The following is a 21,092-nucleotide window of genomic DNA, read 5'->3' on the forward strand; positions in this document are numbered from 1 at the left end:
TGTGTCTCCGTTTTTTGTTACACCCGCATAGTTCGGCGAAACACACCAACTAGGGCGGGCACCTCCATTCAAATGCTTTTGACAGCCTGTTCAAAGTCTTCTTTGAGATCTTCGATATCTTCTATTCCGACGCTTACGCGGACAGTGCCTTCGAATACACCGGCGTTTTCCTTCTGTTCCTTGGAACCGTGCGTAAAGATGGAGCTATCTGGGTGAATCACCAGCGTGCGCAAGTCGCCAATGTTCGTTGCGATGGTGGCGTATTTCAAATTGTTAATCAACTTGAACGCTCTTTCCTTGCTGCCCGCGTCAATCGTAAGGATGGCTCCGCCCTTGCCTCCGAGCTGACTTTGCACCAAGCTATAATAGGGGCTGCTTTTTAGAGCAGGATAGTTGACAGAAATACCTTCAAAGCCTTGCAAAAATTCAGCCAGTCGCAAGGCGTTGCTACAAAGGCGTTCCATGCGCAGACCGAGCGTTTCGAGTCCAAGCGCATTCAAGAAAGAAGTGTTCGGAGCCACGCAGCAGCCCACGTTACGCCAAATGCCGTTGCGGAGTTTGGCGAGGTAGGCGAACTTGCTAAAGCGCTTGTATTCTTCAAGGCCTTTAAAACGGGAATAATCCCAGTTGAACTTGCCGCTATCAACAATAATGCCGCTAATGGCACTCCCATTACCGTTGATATACTTGGAAGACGAATGTACAACGATATCTGCACCAAAATCAGAGGGATGAATAAGGTACGGAGTTGCCGTGGTACTGTCGACAATAAACGGCACGCCATTTTGGTGCGCCACATCCGCAACGCTCTGCAAATCGACAACGTTCAGTTTCGGATTTCCGATGAGTTCGGTGAAAACAGCTTTGGTCTTTTCGTTCAGTTGAGTACTCACCGTTTCGGCGGTGACTTCGGTAACAAAACGCGTCTTGATTCCGAAGGCTTCCAAATCATGGAACAAGTCGATGGTGCCGCCAAAAAGACCAGCACTTGCAATGACTTCGTCGCCAGATTGCAAAATATTCAAGAGCGAAATCGTCACTGCAGCCATGCCCGACGAACACGCCACCGCACCGATCCCTTTTTCAAGGGATGCGATACGGCGTTCAAAAGAATCGGTTGTAGGGTTCCCGATGCGTGTATATGCAAAACCCGGAGCTTTGTTGTTGAAAACAGCTTCGAGTTTTTCTGCAGAATCATAAGCGAATGCGCTTACCTGATAAATAGGTGTAAGGGTGGATCCGCTACATCGGTCACTGTCAAAATTCTTGTGCAATAAAGTCGTGTTAAAATTCATTCTGCATGCCCCGTACTATTTTTATTACGTAGCCAAATATAGAACGCGTTTTTACCTGCGTCCAATACTTAATAAGTATCGCCTTTTATAGTTTTTTCTATAAATTTTCGATCCGCAACGATTAAATCACTACGACGGGTTCACGCAACGACTTGTTTTCGAGCAAATAAGCGTTATCTCCTGCGGTGACAAAAATGCGATAAATGAACACATCCACTTTTTCGCCTACAGAAACACTCGGTTCGTCAAAGCCGCGCCGCGCCGTAAGAGTTACGCCGTTCACCAGTACCGACAATTCTATACCGCTACCACGGAAGGCGACATCGGTCACGACGCCTTCTTCGGCGGAATTCTTGAATTTTTGCACTTCGGTTTTCTTGGTGACTTTCACAAATTCGGGGCGCACAATCGCCTGCTCCGCACCCTCGATAGCCTCAAATCGGCGGAACTTGCTGTAATCCTTGAAAATGCTGGGTTGTCCAAAGAAAGACGCGACAAATGCAGTTTTGGGAGCGCTGTAAACATCCAGAGGCTTACCTATTTGATCGATACGGCCCTTGTTCATGATGATGATTTCGTCAGCCACTTCGATGGCCTCGTCTTGGTCGTGAGTCACAAAGATGCTTGTGACGCCGAGTTTTGCGATCATCTCCTTAAGCCAATGGCGGAGTTCCTGACGCACCTTGGCATCAATTGCGGCAAAAGGTTCATCGAGCAAAAGTAACTGCGGATTCGGGGCGAGAGCGCGTGCAAATGCAACACGTTGGCGCTGTCCACCCGAAAGTTGGCTCGGATAGCGATTTTCAAGTCCATCTAGGCCAATTAGCTTGACAAGTTCCGCGACACGGTCCTTGATTTCACTATCGGATTTTTTGAGCACTCGGAGTCCAAAGGCGATGTTTTCAAAAACCGTCATGTAACGGAACAAGGCGTAACTCTGGAACACGAATCCGATGCCGCGCTTACTGGCAGGCACATTATTGATTACTTTGCTGTCAATAATGATATCGCCGTTGTCAGGTGTTTCCAGTCCTGCAATCATACGAAGAATCGTCGTTTTGCCAGAACCACTCGGGCCCAGCAGACCAATCAGTTTACCCTTTTCGATACCGAAGGATACGTCGTCAGACGCCTTGAAATTTCCAAAGTGTTTGTTGATATTTTTTAATTCTACGTACATATACTCTCCTACGGTTCAACCTTATTTTTCTTTTTTCCGTTATATTCGATCAAACTTCTTGCGATCAGAATAAATATTGCGAGTAGTACCAGAATTGACGCTACCGCAAATGCGGGCACATACTGGAATTCGTTGAACAAAATTTCCACATGAAGCGGAAGCGTATTCGTCTTACCGCGCAAATGCCCCGAAATCACCGATACCGCACCGAATTCGCCCATAGCACGCGCCGCGCAAAGCACCACGCCGTACAAAAAAGCCCACTTGATATGCGGGAAAGTAATTTTCCTGAAAATGGTAAATCCTTTCGCTCCCATTAGTGCAGCAGCCTCTTCTTCGTCGTTTCCACGGGCTTCCAGAACCGGAATCAACTCGCGAGAAATGAACGGAAATGTCACGAAAATCGTAGCAAGCACAATCCCCGGCACCGCAAAAACAATCTTAACATTCCAATCCTGCAACAGCGGAAAAATCGGGCTTTGACGACCGAATGTGAGCAAGAAAATCAGGCCTGCGATAATCGGCGAAACCGTCACTGGCAAGTCAATCAAGGTCGTGAGAATTTTTTTGCCCCTGAAGTGGAACTTGGTCAGCGACCATGCTGCACTCAGCCCGAAGACCGTATTGATAACAACGGCAAGCGCAGTCGCTTCTAGCGTAAGCCAAATCGCCTTGACTGTGTAGTTGTCCGTTACCGCCTTCTGGTACACGGCAAAGCCCTGCTTAAAGGCCTCGGTAATCACCGTAATCAACGGGAGCAAAAGCATAAGCACTACAAAGAGCACGCTAATCCCAATTAAAAACCATTTGACCGCTTTTGAAGATTTAGTTTCTTTATACATCAAGCGCCTCCCTTCAAAATTCGCGTATTTCTAGTTTGAATCAAGTTCACCAGGAATAACGTTACGAACGAAGCTACAAGCATCACGAGCGCAATGGTTGTCGCACTGGCGTAATCGTATTCCTGTAATTCCGACATAATGATGAGTGGCACGATTTCTGTTTCGAACGGCTTGTTGCCCGCGATAAAAACCACGCTGCCGTATTCGCCTAGGCAACGCCCGAAGGCAAGTCCGAATCCTGTTAAAGCGGCGGGAACAATCTCCGGGAAAACAATTTTCCAGAAGATTCGGCTACGAGACGCCCCTAGCACGCCTGCGGCTTCTTCGTAAGCGGGATCCAGTTTTTCAAGCACTGGCTGCACCGCACGAACTACAAATGGAATGCCAATAAACACTAATGCCACCGTAATGCCAGCCTGCGTGAAAGCAATCTTTACGCCAAACTTTGCAAAGAAGCCGCCCACAAGCCCAGTATCCGCCGTAAGCGTCGTAAGCGCTATACCCGCCACCGCCGTCGGCAAGGCAAACGGGAGCTCAATCATGCCATCAATCAACCGTTTGAACGGGAAACTATACTTTACCAGCACCCACGCCAGCACAACGCCCATCACCACATTAATCAACGACGCTACAAACGCCGTCACAAAGCTCACACGAAAACTAGACAACACTCTATCGCGCGTAATTGTCGCGACAATTTCGTCAAGGCTCATGTGGGCCGTGAACACCACTAGCGACGCAAGCGGAATAAGCACCACGATGCTCAAGATGGCAAGCGTGATGCCCGTAGTCAGGCCGAAACCTGGTATGACACTTCTATTCGTTCTTTTCATTTACTTCTTTTCGTAAATCTGGTCAAAGATGCCACCGTTCGAGAAATGCGTGCTCTGAGCCTTGTCCCAGCCACCGAAGTAGCTGATGTCAATCAGGTTCACGTTCTGGTCGAATTCCTTGTACTGGTCAAGAATGGCCTTGTTGGAAGGACGATAGTGGTTCTTGGCTGCAATGTGCTGGCCTTCATCGCTGTAGAGGAAGTTCAGGTATTCGGTGGCAAGTTCGCGGGTGCCGCGCTTGTCAACCACCTTGTCCACGATTGCGACAGAGGGTTCAGCCAAGATACTCACACTAGGAATTACGATTTCGTAATCGTTAGGATAATCCTTGAGCGAAAGGAAGGCTTCGTTTTCCCAGGCGAGCAAAACATCGCCCTGACCATTTTCGATGAAAGTCGTCGTAGAGCCACGAGCGCCGGAAGCAAGCACAAGGACATTCTTGTAGAGTTTCTTCACAAATTCCTTAACCTTGGCTTCGTCACCATTATATTGCTTTTCGGCCCATGCCCAAGCAGCAAGATAATTCCAACGTGCGCCGCCAGAAGTTTTCGGGTTCGGCGTGATAACTCCGATGCCATCCTTCACGAGATCGCCCCAGTCCTTAAGGTTCTTCGGGTTACCCTTGCGCACCAAGAACACGATGGTCGAGGTATAAGGGGCGCTATTCAGCGGGAATTCCTTGACCCAGCCGTCTTCAATAAGGCCTGCGTCACGCACGGCGTTCACGTCATATTCAAGGGCGAGCGTCACCACGTCGGCTTCAAGACCGTTGGCCACTTCAAGGGCCTGCTTGCCGGAACCGCCATGGGACTGCGTGATTTCTACTTCCTTGCCAGTCTTTTCTTTCCAGTGCTTTGCGAAAACTTCGTTGTAGTTGGCGTAGAGTTCACGGGTCGGATCGTAAGACACGTTGGTGAGAGTCTGCTTTTCGACCTTGGCAGAAGATTCGCTCTTCTGTTCGTCAGAAGAAGAACATGCGCTAAAGCCAATAGTTCCTGCAATCAGGAGGGTTGCCGCAACGGCGGACTTGACAAAATTCTGATTCATTCTTATACCTCACTTGTTTATGTTTGTTGTTTGTTGTTTTTTATTTGTTGTTTTTTGTGCGCCGAAATATAGAACCCGATTTCGCTATTGTCCAATACTTAATTCTTATGCGGATTTATAGGTTTTTGTTATAAGAAAACGGGATAGACTAATTTTCCTTTAGGGCGCTATGATGAAAAAAATGCCTCCAGAGCACATAAGCACTGAAGGCATTCGGTTTTTATGGCTTTACTTATGGCTTTACAATACCTATACTATCACAAGACCTTCGTTGATGGCGTTGTCGCCTTCGATATGGAAGGAATTCAACACTGGATTTTCGCGGTCTTGCAGCGAAAGGATCAGGTAGCTTGCCGATGAATCGTAGGCCAGCCGTTTATCTTCTTGCGACGGACGCGACGGCGATTCCGGATGCGAATGCCAGTTGCCCAGCGGTTTCAAGCCCTTGGTGCGAATATCCTTGATGGCGGCCAAGTGTTCCTTGGGATCAAGCGAAAAATGTTCGTTGGAATGGTCAATATTCGTGAGTAGGTACACTTCGCGAATCACCTTTCCTTCGGCGGTCTCTTCGCCCGCAATCAGCCCGCAGGCTTCTTCCGGCAAATTCTTTTCCGCATGCGCCAGGATTTTTTCGTAGTTGTCTTTTGAAATTGTAATCATTGAAAACCTCTAGACATGAAGTCGCAGCAAGTGGTTAGTGATTAGTGGTTGGTGGCTAGGATATGCAAAAAAGGACATCTTGATATCAGCGTTCCTGTTTACGGCCTAACCACTGTTTACTAACCACTGCATACTAACCACTTTCTAATGCTTCAAATCGCAAACCGCCTGTTCGTAGTCGATGAGCTGGGTGATGGTCGGGTGCGTGCCGCACACGGCGCAGTCTTCGGTATGCGTCGGGAGCTTCACCTTGCGGAATTCCATCGTGAGCGCATTGTAAGTGAGCAAGTAGCCCGTGAGCAGGTTACCTACACCGAGAATGTACTTGACGGCTTCCATCGCCTGCAGACTACCGATAACGCCGCCCATCGCGCCAATCACGCCCGCCTGCTTGCATGTCGGCACAGCATCTTTCGGAGGCGGCTCCTTGAACACGCAGCGGTAGCAAGGGCCCTGGCCCGGAACACACGTCATAAGCTGCCCCTGGAAGCGGATGATTCCCGCATGGGAGAAAGGTTTCTTCGCCATCACGCAGGCGTCGTTAATGAGGAACTTCGCCGGGAAATTATCCGTGCCGTCGATGATGAAATCGTAATCCTTGATGAGGTCAAGAATGTTTTCGCTCGTCACAAAGGTATGGTACGTAATCACCTTCACGTCGGGATTCATCGCTTCCATCGTCTCTTTCGCGGACTGCACCTTGGGCTTGCCCACATCCTGCGTGGCATGGATAATCTGGCGCTGCAGATTGGAAAGGTCGACCACGTCGGCATCGGCAATGCCGATGGTGCCCACGCCTGCTGCAGCAAGGTACATGGCTACAGGGGCACCGAGGCCACCAGCACCAATCACGAGAACTTTTGCGTTCAGGAGCTTCTTCTGGCCCTTCGCGCCCACCTCTTTCAAGATGATGTGGCGCGAATAGCGCTCCAGTTGTTCGTTAGTAAAAGCCATTAGCAGCCGCCTCCCATGAAGTAGAGGAACTCGACGCTGTCACCGTCCTTGAGAACGGCCTTGTCAAAAGTTCCGCCCTCGACAAACGCCTCGTTCACCGAAACGGTCACGTAAAGCGGGTTATCAATCTTCTCGGCTTCAATCAGCTCTGCTACGGTGAGACCATCCTTGTATTCTTTCTTGTTTCCTGCAACAGTAATAATCATTTTATACTCCTTAAAAGTTATTCACCGACCTTTTTCACGATAAGTGTGTAAGTTCCATCTTGATTGTCGTCGAGTTTGAGAATTTCATGGCCTTCTTCCTTGATGCTGCGCGGCACATTTTGCACCGGTTCACCATCGTTCAAGCGGATAGAAAGAATTTGGCCTTCGTCAAGTTCTTCCAGAGCGACCTTCGCCTTCACGAAAGTGGTCGGGCACACGACATCGGTAATATCGATCGTATCGTCAATCTTAAATTCTGCCATTTTTTGTTTCTCCGTACATTGTTGTTTAATTCAAGCGCAAATATAGAACGGCTTTTTGCCCCTGTCCAATACTATCTTTTTATGCAGAATTATCAGTTTTTTCTATAGCAAGTGCAATCCTATGGTTTTTGATGACATTAAATCAATTCCGAGCACATTAATCTTTCGTCTGTAGCAACCTTGCGATCGTCCTCTCGACTAAATAATGTAGTACCAGACATCGCTTTGTTTGAGTTCTTCCGTTTTATGTTTTTTATCGGTAGACACGTAATCCATTTCAAGATTCTTCATGCTTACGCGGGTATTTGCGGCAACGGAACTCGTGATGAATGCGTTGCCACCGATGACAGCGTTTTCGCCGATGACGGTTTCGCCACCGAGAATAGAAGCACCTGCGTAAATAGTGACATTATCTTGAATGGTGGGGTGACGTTTTTTGCCGGAAAGTTTTTGGCCACCTCTTGTCGAAAGTGCGCCCAAGGTTACTCCCTGATAAATTTTCACATTTTTTCCGATAACGGCGGTTTCGCCAATCACAATGCCCGTGCCGTGGTCAATAAAGAAATACTTGCCAATAGTCGCACCAGGGTGAATATCAATGCCCGTTTTGGAATGTGCATATTCGGTCATAAGACGTGGAAGTACAGGCACATGTAAAAGGTAAAGTTCATGGGCGATGCGGTAAATCGTTGTTGCCATGAGGCCGGGGTAGGCGAGAATGATTTCGTCAAGGCAGCCGGCGGCGGGGTCACCGTCGTAAGCAGCGTGCAAATCGGTTTCCAGAAATTCGCGGACCTGCGGAATCTTCGCGAAGAATTCCTTGCAAATACGGTAGCTTTCAATCTTGCGTTCTTCCGATGTCATCGTGCCACGCAGTTTGCAATAATCCAAAGCGATCGCCACCTGCTTGTGAAGGTGATAGAAAGTATCTTCGATAATGACTGCAAAGCTGTTTTTCGGGTTGTAAATTTTGTGTGTGCGGTCCCTGAAATGCCCGGGATAAACCACGCGGATTAAATTCTGCAAAATCGTTTGAATTTCGGCCTGGTCAGGTCGATTGTAGATGTCGATGTTATCGATATGCTTGTTGCCGTTGTAATCGTCGAAAATAGTTTGTACGGCTTTTGCTACTTCAGATTCTTGGATTAATTCGTGCATTGTGAATTTAGGTATGAAAAAGAAATAGTGATTAGTGGTTAGTGGTTGGTGGTTAGGGCGGCTTCGCCGCAGTATGCTAATTGCAATATCCTAACCACTGTTTACTAATCACTAACCACTTTATTATGCAAACGTCTTCAGCGCCCTCACGAGAGCGTCGATGTCGTCCGGAGAGTTGTATAGCGCAAGCGTCGGGCGAACGGTTGTTTCGTAACCGAAATGCCTGAGCACCGGCTGTGCGCAGTGGTGACCTGTACGCACGGCAACACCGTAGGCGTCAAGCCTCTTGCCCACTTCTTCGTCGGAATAACCGTCGAGCTTGAAGGCGAGAGCAGATGCCTTGTTGAGTGCCGTGCCTACAAGGTGCAGACCCTTGACGGTCTTCAGTTCCTTGAGGCCATACTGCAACAGTTCATGTTCCCAGCGGAATACGCAGGGCATCCCGATTTCGGAGAGATACTGGAGTGCAGCACCCAAGCCAACGGCGTCAGCGATGCTTCCGGTTCCTGCCTCGAACTTGTTCGGGATTCCGTTGTAGATGGTGCGTTCGAAGGTCACGTCGGCAATCATGTTGCCGCCGCCGTGGTACGGGCGGGCCGCTTCCAGCAATTCCTTCTTGCCGTAAACGACACCGATACCGGTCGGGGCAAACACCTTGTGTCCAGAGAACACGAAGAAGTCTGCGTCGAGGGCGGAAACGTTCACCGGAATGTGCGCGATGGACTGCGCACCGTCAATGAGGATTCTCACGCCGTGCCTGTGGGCGATGGCGATGAGTTCTTCAATCGGGGTGACCGTACCGAGCACGTTCGAGACATGCGTCACTGAGACGAACTTGGTGCGCTTCGTGAACAGAGCCTCGTAATCGTGCAACTTGAGCTGGCCGGTAGAATCGCAGGGAATCACCTTGATGATAGCGCCTGTTTCTTCGGCGATGAGCTGCCACGGCACAATGTTGGCGTGGTGTTCCAAAATGGAGACGATGATTTCGTCGCCCGGCTGGAGCGTCGGTTTCACGTAGGCGTTAGCCACCAAGTTGATTGCTTCGGTGGTACCGCGCACAAAAACGATTTCCTGCGAAGACGGAGCCCCGATAAAGTCGCGCACGATGTTACGGGCGTTTTCGTAGGCATCCGTCGATATGGCCGCGAGTGTATGGGCACCACGGTGCACGTTGGAGTTCTCGTTTTCGTAGTAGTACTTGAGGCGATCAATCACCACTTGCGGGCGCTGCGTCGTAGCACCGTTATCGAGCCAAACGAGCGGATGCCCGTTTACCTGTTTCGAAAGAATCGGGAAATCGGCGCGAATCTGTGCAAGTGTCTTGGAACCAATGCGGATGGATTCGTTGCGGGAATTGGAGCCGCTGTTTGCGTTGCCGGCCTTGTTCACGGAATCGCCGCCGAGAGATGTCGGAGCGTCTATCGGACGAGCGTTCTGTGCAGCCTGCGTTTTGGACACGACCTTCGGGGAGTAACCCTGTGCCGGTGCGGGCGCTGCTGGAACATCACCGAACTGCGACACAAATTCTGCTTCGGGAACCGCAGGGGCTTCCACGGAATTGAGCCAGGTATCGGCGGAATTGCCACCATAGGCAAACGGAGCCGAAGAAGTCGGCTGGTCGCCATAGGTCGCAAACGGATGTTCCCAGTCGAATGCGGGAGTCTGGCTGATGGCAGCCGCTCCTTGGGCGGCGCTCACTCCCTGAGCCGCAGAAGCATTCTGCACTTCGGGTGCCGCGGGAGTTGCAGCATAGGCACTGTCCGTCAAGTCGGGAAAGTACTCATTTGCCAACTGCTCCAGTTCAGCCGCATTGGGAACTCCGGCGAGCTCTTCCAGCGATCTGGTATCTGGATTATTCGTAATCATAGTATTCGCCAACCTCTACGTCTTCGAGAACAGCAATGGCGTCGTCGGCAAGGATAGCCGCAGAGCAGTACAGGGAAAGCAGGTAAGAAGCGACGCCCTTGTTGTCGATGCCGCGGAAACGCACGGAGAGACCGCGAGAATGTTCGTTCTTGAGACCCGCCTGGAAAAGTCCAATCACGCCGCGCTTGGCTTCGCCAGTACGCACAAGCAGGATGTTAGTCTTGCCACCCTGGGACTTCGGATTCTTCACGCCGTCCACGAGGAGCTTGTCGGTCGGGACCAGAGGAATTCCGCGCCAGGTGAGGAACTTGCCACCGGCAATGTCCACGACAACAGGCGGCACACCGCGGCGGGTACATTCGCGTTCGAATGCGGCAATGGCACGCGGGTGAGCGAGGAAGAAAGACGGTTCCTTCCAAACCTTCGAAATGAGTTCATCGAGATCATCCGGTGTGGGGCGGCCATCATCGCGACGCGGCTGAATGCGCTGGGAATCGGCGATGTTCTTCAACAGACCGTAATCGTCGTTGTTAATGAGCTGGCTTTCCTGACGTTCGCGGAGCGATTCGATAGCGAGACCGAGCTGTTCCTGAACCTGGTCATATGGAGAGCTGTAAACATCTTCAATCGCCGTGTTCACGTTGATAATCGTGGAGATGGAGCTCAACTTGTATTCGCGCGGTTCGGTTTCGTATTCAACGTAGCCTTCCGGGATAATATCCGTCTTCTTGGTCTGGCTGCAAAGAACATCGAGAGGGGTTTCGCCTTCTACGACCTTGTTCACGCGGAACAGGCCAGTTTCCAGGCCCTTGAATTCAAGGAACTTGGTGAGCCACTTCGGAGTGAGGGCACCGTATTGTGGCTTAGTCTTAGTGACGTTAGCAAGGTTATAGGCGGCCTTTGCACCAAGTGCATTGATGCCGACTTTTTTATCAGTAGTTTCATTTGCCATAGTGATTTACCTCTTGGGTTTTGTGTTAAGTCTTGCACTTCGTCGTCCTGGAGACCGTAGGCCAATAGGAACCAGTGCAGTTTTATAAGATTTCCTATCCATTTGATAGGTTTTGCGCGTAAAAATTTTATAGCCAGGCACCCTCGTGGGAGAACATAATATCTTTCATCGCATCGACACCTCCCTTCAGGTTGTATAGCGGTCCCGTGTAACCTGCCTCACGCAAGGTATTGATGGCGAGAACACTACGTTTACCCTGTTTGCAGATAAAAACCGTATCCTTGTTCGGATCCAGTTCTTTTTGCCTGCGGGCCAGCTGCCCGATGGGAATCACGATGGCGTTGGGGAAGCGTAAAATCGCCCGTTCATGGGGTTCGCGCACATCGATAATGGTCAGCGGGTCGCCATTGTCAATCTTCTTCGCCAGTTCTTCGGGCGTAAAGCCCTCCACCGGAATTTCGTTTTCGGTCTTGAGTCCACATAATTCATCGTAATCAATTTCCTCAACATCGGTAATCGTCGGGCTGTTCCCGCAAATAGGGCAACTCCTGTTGCGCTCCACCTTCAAAATTCGCGAAGTCAAATACAGGCTGTCGACATGCAATAGTTTTCCGTTCAAATGTTCGCCGATTCCAAGAATCAATTTGAGAGCCTCGTTCGCCTGGATGCTTCCCACAATACCCGGGAGCGGGCTAATCGCACCACCTTCGGAGCAAGAGGGAATAAGCCCTGCCGGAGGAGGCGACGGATATTGGCAACGATAGCACGGACCACCGTCCAGATTGAAAATGCTCACCTGGCCTTCGAACTGGTAGATTGCGCCGAACACGACGGGAATGCCATGCAGTGCACAAACGTCGTTAATCAAGTAGCGGGTTTTGTAGTTGTCGGAGCAGTCGACCACTAAATCGTAACCATCAATCTGTTCAAGAATATTCGACGAATCCAGTTGCTCCTTTTCGGCAATAAACTCGATATTCTTGTTGATATTTTTCACCTTATCCCTGGCAGAAGCAACTTTCGGGCGCTTGAGATCGCGAGTTCCGTAAAGCACCTGACTTTGCAAATTTTCTAGCGATACTTCGTTAAAATCAATGACCTTGATAGTTCCGACACCGGCTGCGGCTAGGTACTGAATTACCGCAGAACCAAGTGCGCCCGCTCCTGCGACAACAACTTTTGCAGCCTTGATGCGCTTCTGCCCCTTCACACCAATTTCTTTAAGCATCAAATGCTTGCCGAAGCGTTCCACTTCGCTGTCGTCGAAAGAAACACTCTTGCGTCGTTCATCCGAAACGAGGCTTTCGACGGTCGCGTTTTGTCCCCCTTCAACAGGTGCGCCGCCTGCGATGGCGGGCAACAACAGGATTTCTGTATCGGCAGGGAGTTCAGTATCCCAGAGTGTGTCGATTACCTGTTTTTTGCCATTGACATAAACCTGTATGAAATCCCTGAGTTTTTTATTATCGTCGTAAAAAACATTTTGTGCTTCGGGATGCAAATCTAAGAGAATGGCAAACGCCTTCCTGATACAACTTGCGGGAATTTCAACCTGGGGTGTTCCCCCAAGAAACTTTCTTAATGTTGCTGATATGTATATTTTCACTTTACTCTCCGTTAATTAAAAGCGCCTTTTTGCGCAAAAAAATCCCCGAAAGGGACTTTTGACAAGCAGAAATATAGAACTGCATAATTTGTATGTCCAATACAATAATTTTATGCAACGCTATTGAATTAATTTATAGTAAAGTCCTATTTTTGAAAATATTGAATATCTGCAACACCATCTTTGGTTACAGAAAGAATGGCGTAAACGAGGCCAGGAATCATATAATGCAGATCCTGTTCCGAAGGGACTGCCTTACAATCGGGGTGCGAATGATAAAAACCAACAATTTCCAAACCGCTCCTTTCGATTTCACGTTCCACCTGATAAAGGAACATAGGATCCATTTCAAAATGACAACGATTTTGCGCCCCTGTAACCAGGTTGTTCGCTTTGCGAATGTCGCTGACAGTAATGGAGCCGTCTATTTTGCCAATCAAAATCCCGCAGCATTCGTACGGATAGGCTTGTTGAGCGTCTAGGACCATCTGCTCAGATATTTTTTCGCATAGATTGATATTTGTCATACGCAATAACGGCATTAAATATAGAATGTCGACTTAAACAAAAGTTATAGAAAAAAGTGATAACGAATGCTAAAAATTAAGTATTGGACATAGCTACAATCCTCTTCTATATTTGCGCTCGAAAAAATTGTACGATTAAAAAAAACGGAGTTCGCCATGAAACAGTACAAAGTATTTGTTATTGCAAACCTTATTTTTGGCATTTTGCTGATAGCCCTTACCAAGGTAATTCTGCCTGTATGCCGCCCGATGGGCGGCGGAGTGATGCGTTGTGGGACATCGACAACAATTGTCGCCATTTTGGGTCTCGTGTTACTTGTTGTCGCCGTAGCTGCGGTCGGGCTCCTCAAGAAAAAAATCCACATCATTTTATCTGTGGGAACTCTTGCAATCGGCATTTTTACTTCGTTGGTGCCAACAGTAATTGTGGGAACCTGTCCGCACGCCCACATGGCGTGCCATACGACAACTGCCCCAGTACTCGCCATTACGGGCGTTGTGATAGCATTATTTGCAGCTATTAATCTGATTTACTTGAAATTAAGGAGGCGAAATGAATAAGTCTGATGCAAATTTAATTATTGAAAATTACTTGCGAAATCCGTTCCGCAGTTTCGGACTTTCGCTTTTGATAGCAATGCTCGCCTCGTCGCTTTTGGTGGGCGGGCTTTTTTCATTTTCGCTTTCAAAGGGGCTGAACCGATTGTCGTCTCGTTTGGGAGCCGATGTCATCGTAATTCCGCAGGGGACCGAAATAAATGACCAATCGGTTCTTTTGCAGGGCGATTCCAAGTACGCTTACCTGCCCGAAGGTTCGCTGGAATTCATTCGCGGGCTTGACGGCGTAGAAATTGCAACCCCACAGTACTACTTGACCACCTTGAGCGCAAGCTGCTGCGATCAAAAAGTTTCAGTCATCGGTTTCGATCCGGCGTCTGATTTTGTGATTCAGCCCTGGATTCGCGAAGTTCTCACGGAAAGACTCCCTCGAGGAGCGATTGTTGTCGGAAGTGAAATCCGCATAGAAGAAAAGGGAACAGTCAAGTTCTTTGATCGAGAATATCCCGTGGCGGCAACACTTGAGCCGATTGGCAACAGGCTTGACCAGGCCGTATTTGTAGATGTTTCGACCCTAGAAAGCATTCGTGAGGCAGCGCAGGCGAAAGGCGTAGTGTTCTTGTTCCGGAACGAAAATCCTGAACTGCTTACCTATTCGAGTATTTTGATTAAACTCGCTCCCAATGCCGATTTGGAACGACTGTCGCGAGAAATTCATACCCGATTTGATGGCGTTCAGATTCGCAGCCGTAAGGATATGTTCTCTGGGCTTGAAAAATCAACAAGAATCTTGCAGATTGTGGTATGGGTGATTGTCGCATTTTTCTTAATTGTGGCAGTGGCCGCGATTGTAATTTCATTTTCACTTTCGACGCGGGAGCGCAGGCGCGAATACGCTTTGTTACGCATTATCGGATTTACGCGTAAGCGTTTAAAGAAATTAGTGCTCGCAGAATCATTCCTTGTTTCTGCTGTCGGAACATATATCGGCTTATTATTCGCAAGTGTTGCCTTTTTTACATTCCGCATTTGGATTGGCGAACATGTCGGGGTTCCATTTATTATTCCTGCATCAGCCGAAATTACAGGTGTTTACGTGGCGGTGATTTTACTTTTGCATTCGGTAGGGCCCGCTGCTGTTTACGGTGTTGCAAATAAGGTGAGTCAAATAGATGCTTACGCCGCTTTGAGGGAGGTTGAACATTGATTTTAAACGTTTCCAATTTATACAAGACCTATACGCGACGCGGTGAAGAATTTAACGCAGTCGATAATGTTGAATTTTTCGCATGGTCCGGCGACTTTTCGGTGATTTATGGCGAATCGGGTAGCGGGAAAAGTACGCTTTTGTCGTTGCTTTCTGGAATCAATCGCCCCTCGCAAGGTTCGATTATTTTTAACGGTATCGACTTTGCAAATCTGACAGATGCTGAACTTTCTGCAATTCGTAACGATAAAATCGGTTATATTCCGCAAGATGCAGTATTTTTGCCGCAATTTACAGTACTAGAAAACATCTTTCTCCCGCGAGCGATTCGAGACGGCAAGAAAATTGAAGTAAGAGATATTTCGGAATTGACGGATATCGATATTCTTTCGAAACTGGAAACCCTCGGCATTGCGCATCTTGCAAATGAAATGCCTGCGGAGCTTTCGGGAGGTGAACTCAAGCGAGCTTCAATCGTGCGTGCCATGGTTAACAAGCCTGATATCGTAATAGCTGACGAGCCGACAAGCAACCTTGACGAAGTCAACGGCAAGAAGGTTTTTGACCTGTTGGCAGAACTCGTGCATTCGGGAACATCTGTGATTGTGGCAACTCACGATACTCGCGGATTCAAATACGGCGACCGCATCTATACAATGCTCAAGGGAAAACTCCTTCCTAGTGGAGAATCCGATTATGGCGGATTATAAATAAACTAGCATTAAGAGATTCCGCTCCCGACTCTGTCGGGGGCTTTGTCTTATCGCTATAAAATTTTCTGATAAATCCATATAAAAACAAAGTATTAGAAAAAGTGTGAAACCCTTTCTATTTTTCGCATTGAAAAATTTATAAGGAGAGTGATTCATATGCCAAATAAATCATCAAAAAATTCAAGTAAAATTTCAGCAGACGTTTCGAATCCGTCCAACTGGAATTTTGGAACCAAGTGCTTACAGGCGGGCTGGAAGCCGAAAGTGGGCGAACCCCGCGTACTGCCGATTTTCCAGTCAACCACTTACAAGTACGAAGATGTTGACGAAGTAGAACGTCTTTTCGCCCTCAAGCAGTCGGGCAATAAGTATACGCGTACGGGCAACCCGACGGTAGCGGCTTTTGAAGCAAAAATTACCGAGTTGGAAGGCGGCGTGGGCGCTGTCGCAACGGCTTCGGGACAGTCGGCCGTATTGCTCGCTATTTCGAATTTGGTCAAGGCAGGCGATCATATCGTAGCCTCTAAGGCGGTGTATGGCGGGACCTATACACTGCTTGATGTTCGACTTTCAAAGCTCGGCGTCGAAACCACCTTCATTGACCCGGAAGCCCCTATCGCAGAACTTCGCAAGGCATTCCGCCCAAACACTAAGCTTGTCTTCGGCGAAACCATTGGTAACCCGGCGCTTGGCGTTCTGGATTTTGAAAAGTTCTCGAAGCTTGCCAAGGAATTTGACGTGCCGTTCCTTGTGGATAATACCCTTGCGACACCGTTCTTGGTGAAGCCCTTAAAGCATGGCGCAAACATCGTCATTCATTCAGCAACCAAGTACATTGATGGTCATGCCATCGCCTTGGGCGGTGTCGTGATTGACGGCGGCAATTACAACTGGAATAACGGAAAGTTCCCGGATCTCGTCAATCCCGATGCGCAGTACGCAAATACTTCTTATACTGAAAAGTTCGGCCGCGCCGCCTACATTGTCAAGGCCCGCGCTCAGTTTTTGCGCGATTTCGGGGCCGCCCAGAGTCCGTTCAACGCATTCCTTTTGAACTTGGGCCTTGAAACTCTGCATTTGCGCATGCCGCAGCACAGTTCTAACGCTTTGGCCTTGGCGGAATACCTCTCCAAGCATCCGGCGGTAAACTGGGTCAACTATCCGGCGCTCAAATCTAGCCCGAACAGCAAGCGCATTCGCAAGTATTTCGATTACCAGGGCGGAAGCGGCGTGCTGACCTTTGGCCTCAAGGGGGGCAAGGCTGCCATTCGCTCGTTCGTGAAGGCCTTGAAAGTTGCTGCCTTGGTGGTGCATGTGGGCGATGCTCGCACAAGCGTGCTGCACCCGGCAACAAGTACACATTCCCAGCTTTCGCCGAAGGACAGGCTTGCCGCAGGAATCCCTGACGACATGATTCGCGTATCCGTCGGCATCGAAGACCCGCGCGACATTATCGCCGATTTTGAACAGGCAATTAAGGCAAGTACAACAAAGCATTAATCATAGGAGATTTTAAATGAAATTCATCCAAACATTACTATCGTTCGCAACTATTTTCACTTTGGGTTTTGCATTCTCCGCTTGCGAAGAAGAAAAATCCGAGAAGGCTGCCGCTACCAATGAATCTGCTTTCAAATTCGGTACCGTCGAAATTCCCGTTTCCGATGGAACCCTTTGCATCGCGCCGTTCTTTGTCGCTAAAGAAAAAGGATTCTTTGCTAAAGAAGGCGTCGATGTAAAATTCGTGTCGGCGAATGCCGAAACCCGCAAAATCGGGCTCAACAACGGAACCTATCCGATTACAAACTCCGACTTCGCCTTTTTCCAGTCCGTCGAGAACGGAGTGAACATCAAGGTGGTCGAAGGATTCCACGTCGGATGCATTCATCTGCTTGTTAAGAAGGGCTCGCCGATTCGCTCTGCGCTAGATTTGAAGGGCAAAAAGATAGCAGTGAATGCTATTGGTGCTACTCCGCACCAGGCCGCAACACTTTGGCTTGAAGCAAACGGCGTTTCTGCTATAAACGATGTTCAATTCTTGCCCTATGCCGATGGCAACTTGGCGCTCGAGGCCTTGGAACGCGGGCAGGTCGAAGCGGTATCACTTTGGGACCCGCTAGGAAGCCTTGCCGCAGTTGACGGTCGCGCCGATGTGCTGATGGATTTGGCAACAGACCCCGTTTTTGCCGGTCGCTATTGCTGTTTCTATTATGTTTCGGGAGTCCTTCTGGAAAAGGAACCGGAAAAGATCAAGGCTCTCCTCCGCGCTCTTGAACAGGCTCACACCTGGATCAGCGAACATCCGGAAGAAACCGTAGAACTTATGCAGGCAGGCAAGCACTCCGCCATCGAAGACAAGGAATTCGCAACCGCACTCATCAAGTCGTACGAATACCAATCTCCTGAACAAAAGGCAAAGAGCGGCCGCAACCTGAAAGCTGATCTGCACTACTTTGCAGACCTGCTGCATAAGGTCGGATACCTGCAGCTGAACGCCGACGAATTCACCGAAAAAATCTATCGTGAAGTCGACTGGCATCAGTAATAAATTGTACTCCTAAATCCCTGTGCATTACTCTCCGCGCAGGTACCCCTCGGCAGCATTAGCTGCCGAGGGTGTTTTTATAGAGCGGACATCATTCGAAGCGAAAGTGTCATTCTAAGCGAAGGCGTGAAACGCCGAAGTCGATATACGACACTAGACACTTTAGTGGCAAAGTGGAGTTATCCACTATGTGGAAGAATCTAGGGCATTTTTATTCTGTGTACAAAAAAAGGCTCGTCGTTTGACGAGCCTTAATCTTTTTGCTAGAGAGAATTCGCTTATGCTTTGGCGAGTTTCTTCAAAGTTGCAGCCTTGTCCGTCTTTTCCCAAGTGAAGCGTGCACCGGTGCGGCCGAAATGGCCGAGCGCAGCAGTTGCCTGATAGCCGGGCTTTTTCAGGTCGAGCATCTTCACGATGCCGGCCGGAGAAAGGTCGAAAGTTTTCTTTACGATTTCTTCAATCTTGCGGTCATCAATCTTGCCGGTCTTGAAAGTATTTACCAACACAGACACCGGCTTGGAATAACCGATAGCGTAGGCAAGCTGCACTTCGCAACGATCTGCAAGGCCCGCGGCAACGATATTCTTTGCCACATAGCGAGCGGCGTAAGCGGCACTGCGGTCCACCTTACTCGGGTCCTTGCCGCTGAAAGCGCCACCACCGTGACGGCCCATGCCGCCGTAGGTGTCGACGATAATTTTACGGCCCGTCAGGCCGCAGTCACCATGCGGGCCACCAATCACGAATTTACCCGTCGGATTGATGAGGAAGCGAGTCTTCTTGTCCAAAAGCTTGGCCGGAATCACCTTCTTGATGAGTTTTTCGACGATTTCCTTTTCGATTGTAGAATGCTTGAGTTCCTTGCCGTTCACGAATTTATCGTGCTGGGTGCTGACCACCACGGTATCGACGCGCACGGGCTTGTCGTTTTCGTCGTATTCGACAGTCACCTGCGATTTTGCATCAGGACGGAGCCACTTGATTTTGCCGGATTCGCGGAGGTTCTGGATTTCTTCCATGAGCTTGTGTGCCAAGCTAATCGGAAGCGGCATCAGTTCCTTGGTTTCGTTCACGGCATAACCGAACATCATGCCCTGATCGCCTGCGCCCTGCTTGTCATCTTCCTTGCCTTCGGCAGCCTTGGCGTCAACACCCTGAGCAATATCGGGAGACTGCTTATCTACGGCGACGAGCACGGAGCAGCCCTTGTAATCAAAAGCAAGTTCCGGGTTCACATAACCGATGCTCTTAATAGTCTTGCGTGCAATCTGCTGGTAGTCAATTACGGCCTTGGTGGTAATTTCGCCAGAGATAACGACCAGACCGGTGTTGGCAAGTGTTTCGCAAGCCACACGGCTGTTCGGGTCTTGGGCGAGGCAGGCGTCGAGAATTGCATCCGAGATCTGGTCGCAAACTTTGTCGGGGTGTCCCTTGGACACCGATTCAGAAGTAAAGAGATAATGTGCCATTGTGTTAGGCTCCTTTTGTTAACAGCACCGAAAAGAACGTCGCATTTTTGAGCATTCCCAAGCGCTGAAAAAACGTGGTTTAAATTTCTTATGCATAAATCTACATAAACGCATAAATGTTGTCAAGTGAAAAACACGATTTTTCCTTATATAAAAAATTGATAGCAAGCGCTAGGAATTTTGTATTAGACGCAGCAATAGGCAACATCTATATTTGCACTCAAAAAAGCGAGGTTATCTATAAATGAGTATTTTAGTCGACATTAAAAAGTATCTGACTTTAGATGGTGCGCCGAAGCACGTTCAAGATTATCTTTCTGTGGCAGTAACGGATCACGCCTACTTGCCAAAAACCGAAGATATTACTAGCGATTGGGTCGCCTACATTGCGGCTCCGGCATTCAAACTGATCCGTGAAAATCTAGGACACGATGTAGAAGCATTCGCTTCGATCGGTACAGGTTCCGGTATCGATGTCTTGACGGGCATCGAACTTTTGGGCGCAAAACGCGTAGGCTTTACTGACTTGCAAAAAAGCGTAGTAACTGCCGCCGCCGAGAATATCAAGAAGAATTTGAAGAATGCAGATTCGGTTGAATTGGAATTCGGTGCAGGCGACTTGTTGCAACCTCTTCAAAATGGCAAGCGCCGTTACGACGTGATTTACGAGAATCTGCCCAATGTTCCGCTGACGGACAACACCAAGATTGAAGACAAACGAAACAGCGGCCATTACCTAGAAAAACGTGTAGAAGCGATTCCAGAATTTGTGCACGAACAGATGCTGGATTTGCATTATCTGGCACTCAAGCAGGCACGCGATTACCTGGCCGACAAGGGTGCGGTCTATTCGACACTCGGTGGACGCGTACCGCTCAGTGCGTTTATCAAGCTCGGCGAATTGGCGGGCCTATCTTCTGAAATCTTTACTTATTCCTGGAAGGTGCAGGCGGAACCCGAAGACGTGATTTCGGGCTATGCCGCGCAAGAAAAGGCGGGGCTCGGACCGTTCCGGTTCTACCGTGCAGCAGACTTGCAAAAAGCATTCGCCAGCATTTCGGTGAAGGAATCCGGCAAGAACGCTTTCGAAATCGAAAAGTCGCTGGAGTCGTCAAAACTTACAGCTACAGAAGCCTACGAAGCATTCCGAAAGGGCGAAGTTATCGGCCACACCGTTGCCGTATTGAAATCAAGTGCTAAGTAAAACG

Annotated in this window: 21 protein-coding genes; 6 read left to right on the forward strand and 15 right to left on the reverse strand. The window is 49.0% G+C overall.

Annotated features, from left to right (window positions below):
- Window positions 1-68: 68 nt before the first annotated feature.
- The 14 genes from BUA93_RS03705 to BUA93_RS03770 all read right to left on the reverse strand — a co-directional run bounded on the left by BUA93_RS03705 (window position 69) and on the right by BUA93_RS03770 (window position 13,392).
- Complete coding sequence (locus BUA93_RS03705) at window positions 69-1,295, reverse strand: O-acetylhomoserine aminocarboxypropyltransferase/cysteine synthase family protein (protein ID WP_072977557.1); 1,227 nt, start codon at window positions 1,293-1,295, stop codon at window positions 69-71.
- 121 nt (window positions 1,296-1,416) lie between these two features.
- Window positions 1,417-2,475 (reverse strand): ABC transporter ATP-binding protein, encoded by a 1,059-nt coding sequence (locus BUA93_RS03710; protein WP_072977559.1) that lies wholly within the window; start codon window positions 2,473-2,475, stop codon window positions 1,417-1,419.
- Window positions 2,476-2,483: 8 nt separating this feature from the next.
- The gene (gene cysW, locus BUA93_RS03715; RefSeq protein WP_072977560.1) at window positions 2,484-3,317 is read right to left on the reverse strand and encodes a sulfate ABC transporter permease subunit CysW; all 834 of its coding nucleotides are present in this window, start codon (window positions 3,315-3,317) and stop codon (window positions 2,484-2,486) included.
- Window positions 3,317-4,150, reverse strand: a complete 834-nt coding sequence (gene cysT / locus BUA93_RS03720; protein ID WP_072977562.1) for a sulfate ABC transporter permease subunit CysT — start codon at window positions 4,148-4,150, stop codon at window positions 3,317-3,319. Before cysT ends, cysW begins: the two co-directional genes overlap by 1 nt.
- On the reverse strand, window positions 4,151-5,197 hold the full coding sequence (locus BUA93_RS03725; protein ID WP_072977563.1) for a sulfate ABC transporter substrate-binding protein: 1,047 nt from the start codon (window positions 5,195-5,197) through the stop codon (window positions 4,151-4,153).
- A 249-nt stretch (window positions 5,198-5,446) separates the two neighbouring features.
- On the reverse strand, window positions 5,447-5,857 hold the full coding sequence (locus BUA93_RS03730) for a M67 family metallopeptidase (RefSeq protein WP_072977565.1): 411 nt from the start codon (window positions 5,855-5,857) through the stop codon (window positions 5,447-5,449).
- A 144-nt stretch (window positions 5,858-6,001) separates the two neighbouring features.
- Window positions 6,002-6,811, reverse strand: coding sequence for a HesA/MoeB/ThiF family protein (locus BUA93_RS03735; protein WP_072977566.1), 810 nt, complete (start codon window positions 6,809-6,811; stop codon window positions 6,002-6,004).
- Window positions 6,811-7,017 carry a sulfur carrier protein ThiS gene (gene thiS / locus BUA93_RS03740; RefSeq protein WP_072977568.1) on the reverse strand — a complete coding sequence of 69 codons (207 nt, stop codon included), beginning with the start codon at window positions 7,015-7,017 and terminating at the stop codon, window positions 6,811-6,813. Before thiS ends, BUA93_RS03735 begins: the two co-directional genes overlap by 1 nt.
- Window positions 7,018-7,034: 17 nt before the next feature.
- A complete protein-coding gene (locus BUA93_RS03745; RefSeq protein WP_072977570.1) occupies window positions 7,035-7,280 on the reverse strand; it encodes a sulfurtransferase TusA family protein in 246 nt (81 codons plus the stop codon).
- Window positions 7,281-7,478: 198 nt separating this feature from the next.
- A complete protein-coding gene (gene epsC, locus BUA93_RS03750; RefSeq protein ID WP_072977571.1) occupies window positions 7,479-8,438 on the reverse strand; it encodes a serine O-acetyltransferase EpsC in 960 nt (319 codons plus the stop codon).
- A gap of 123 nt (window positions 8,439-8,561) precedes the next feature.
- The gene (locus BUA93_RS03755; protein WP_072977573.1) at window positions 8,562-10,307 is read right to left on the reverse strand and encodes a cysteine desulfurase; all 1,746 of its coding nucleotides are present in this window, start codon (window positions 10,305-10,307) and stop codon (window positions 8,562-8,564) included.
- On the reverse strand, window positions 10,294-11,259 hold the full coding sequence (locus BUA93_RS03760) for a family 2A encapsulin nanocompartment shell protein (protein WP_072977574.1): 966 nt from the start codon (window positions 11,257-11,259) through the stop codon (window positions 10,294-10,296). Before BUA93_RS03760 ends, BUA93_RS03755 begins: the two co-directional genes overlap by 14 nt.
- A gap of 127 nt (window positions 11,260-11,386) precedes the next feature.
- Window positions 11,387-12,760, reverse strand: a complete 1,374-nt coding sequence (gene moeB, locus BUA93_RS03765; RefSeq protein ID WP_254793832.1) for a molybdopterin-synthase adenylyltransferase MoeB — start codon at window positions 12,758-12,760, stop codon at window positions 11,387-11,389.
- Between the two features lie 251 nt (window positions 12,761-13,011).
- Entirely contained in the window at window positions 13,012-13,392 is a 381-nt protein-coding gene (locus tag BUA93_RS03770; RefSeq protein ID WP_072977578.1) for a M67 family metallopeptidase, read from the reverse strand.
- Between the two features lie 156 nt (window positions 13,393-13,548).
- Here BUA93_RS03770 and BUA93_RS03775 point away from each other — a divergent pair, with 156 nt between their 5' ends.
- The 5 genes from BUA93_RS03775 (at window position 13,549) to BUA93_RS03795 (ending at window position 18,415) form a co-directional block, all read left to right on the forward strand.
- Window positions 13,549-13,953 (forward strand): DUF4418 family protein, encoded by a 405-nt coding sequence (locus tag BUA93_RS03775; protein ID WP_072977580.1) that lies wholly within the window; start codon window positions 13,549-13,551, stop codon window positions 13,951-13,953.
- Window positions 13,946-15,157, forward strand: a complete 1,212-nt coding sequence (locus BUA93_RS03780; protein ID WP_072977582.1) for an ABC transporter permease — start codon at window positions 13,946-13,948, stop codon at window positions 15,155-15,157. Before BUA93_RS03775 ends, BUA93_RS03780 begins: the two co-directional genes overlap by 8 nt.
- Window positions 15,154-15,867, forward strand: a complete 714-nt coding sequence (locus BUA93_RS03785) for an ABC transporter ATP-binding protein (RefSeq protein ID WP_072977583.1) — start codon at window positions 15,154-15,156, stop codon at window positions 15,865-15,867. The genes BUA93_RS03780 and BUA93_RS03785 overlap by 4 nt, the downstream gene beginning before the upstream one ends.
- Window positions 15,868-16,026: 159 nt before the next feature.
- Window positions 16,027-17,370, forward strand: a complete 1,344-nt coding sequence (locus BUA93_RS03790; RefSeq protein WP_072977585.1) for an O-acetylhomoserine aminocarboxypropyltransferase/cysteine synthase family protein — start codon at window positions 16,027-16,029, stop codon at window positions 17,368-17,370.
- A 16-nt stretch (window positions 17,371-17,386) separates the two neighbouring features.
- Window positions 17,387-18,415 (forward strand): ABC transporter substrate-binding protein, encoded by a 1,029-nt coding sequence (locus tag BUA93_RS03795; RefSeq protein WP_072977587.1) that lies wholly within the window; start codon window positions 17,387-17,389, stop codon window positions 18,413-18,415.
- A 278-nt stretch (window positions 18,416-18,693) separates the two neighbouring features.
- Here BUA93_RS03795 and metK read toward each other — a convergent pair whose 3' ends face one another.
- Window positions 18,694-19,884 carry a methionine adenosyltransferase gene (gene metK, locus BUA93_RS03800; RefSeq protein WP_072977588.1) on the reverse strand — a complete coding sequence of 397 codons (1,191 nt, stop codon included), beginning with the start codon at window positions 19,882-19,884 and terminating at the stop codon, window positions 18,694-18,696.
- 244 nt (window positions 19,885-20,128) lie between these two features.
- Here metK and BUA93_RS03805 point away from each other — a divergent pair, with 244 nt between their 5' ends.
- Complete coding sequence (locus BUA93_RS03805; protein WP_072977590.1) at window positions 20,129-21,088, forward strand: 50S ribosomal protein L11 methyltransferase; 960 nt, start codon at window positions 20,129-20,131, stop codon at window positions 21,086-21,088.
- The last annotated feature ends 4 nt before the right edge of the window (window positions 21,089-21,092 follow it).

The sequence above is a fragment of the Fibrobacter sp. UWH4 genome, assembly GCF_900142475.1.
Lineage (GTDB): Bacteria > Fibrobacterota > Fibrobacteria > Fibrobacterales > Fibrobacteraceae > Fibrobacter.

Coding starts and splice junctions, on each gene's coding strand:
- epsC (WP_072977571.1), bottom strand. CDS start 8,438: ATGCACGAATTAATCCAAGAATCTGAAGTAGCAAAAGCCGTACAAACT.
- metK (WP_072977588.1), bottom strand. CDS start 19,884: ATGGCACATTATCTCTTTACTTCTGAATCGGTGTCCAAGGGACACCCC.
- BUA93_RS03795 (WP_072977587.1), top strand. CDS start 17,387: ATGAAATTCATCCAAACATTACTATCGTTCGCAACTATTTTCACTTTG.
- BUA93_RS03760 (WP_072977574.1), bottom strand. CDS start 11,259: ATGGCAAATGAAACTACTGATAAAAAAGTCGGCATCAATGCACTTGGT.
- thiS (WP_072977568.1), bottom strand. CDS start 7,017: ATGATTATTACTGTTGCAGGAAACAAGAAAGAATACAAGGATGGTCTC.
- BUA93_RS03805 (WP_072977590.1), top strand. CDS start 20,129: ATGAGTATTTTAGTCGACATTAAAAAGTATCTGACTTTAGATGGTGCG.
- BUA93_RS03710 (WP_072977559.1), bottom strand. CDS start 2,475: ATGTACGTAGAATTAAAAAATATCAACAAACACTTTGGAAATTTCAAG.
- BUA93_RS03745 (WP_072977570.1), bottom strand. CDS start 7,280: ATGGCAGAATTTAAGATTGACGATACGATCGATATTACCGATGTCGTG.
- BUA93_RS03775 (WP_072977580.1), top strand. CDS start 13,549: ATGAAACAGTACAAAGTATTTGTTATTGCAAACCTTATTTTTGGCATT.
- BUA93_RS03735 (WP_072977566.1), bottom strand. CDS start 6,811: ATGGCTTTTACTAACGAACAACTGGAGCGCTATTCGCGCCACATCATC.
- BUA93_RS03725 (WP_072977563.1), bottom strand. CDS start 5,197: ATGAATCAGAATTTTGTCAAGTCCGCCGTTGCGGCAACCCTCCTGATT.
- BUA93_RS03755 (WP_072977573.1), bottom strand. CDS start 10,307: ATGATTACGAATAATCCAGATACCAGATCGCTGGAAGAGCTCGCCGGA.
- cysW (WP_072977560.1), bottom strand. CDS start 3,317: ATGTATAAAGAAACTAAATCTTCAAAAGCGGTCAAATGGTTTTTAATT.
- BUA93_RS03780 (WP_072977582.1), top strand. CDS start 13,946: ATGAATAAGTCTGATGCAAATTTAATTATTGAAAATTACTTGCGAAAT.
- BUA93_RS03730 (WP_072977565.1), bottom strand. CDS start 5,857: ATGATTACAATTTCAAAAGACAACTACGAAAAAATCCTGGCGCATGCG.
- BUA93_RS03790 (WP_072977585.1), top strand. CDS start 16,027: ATGCCAAATAAATCATCAAAAAATTCAAGTAAAATTTCAGCAGACGTT.
- cysT (WP_072977562.1), bottom strand. CDS start 4,150: ATGAAAAGAACGAATAGAAGTGTCATACCAGGTTTCGGCCTGACTACG.
- BUA93_RS03705 (WP_072977557.1), bottom strand. CDS start 1,295: ATGAATTTTAACACGACTTTATTGCACAAGAATTTTGACAGTGACCGA.
- BUA93_RS03770 (WP_072977578.1), bottom strand. CDS start 13,392: ATGACAAATATCAATCTATGCGAAAAAATATCTGAGCAGATGGTCCTA.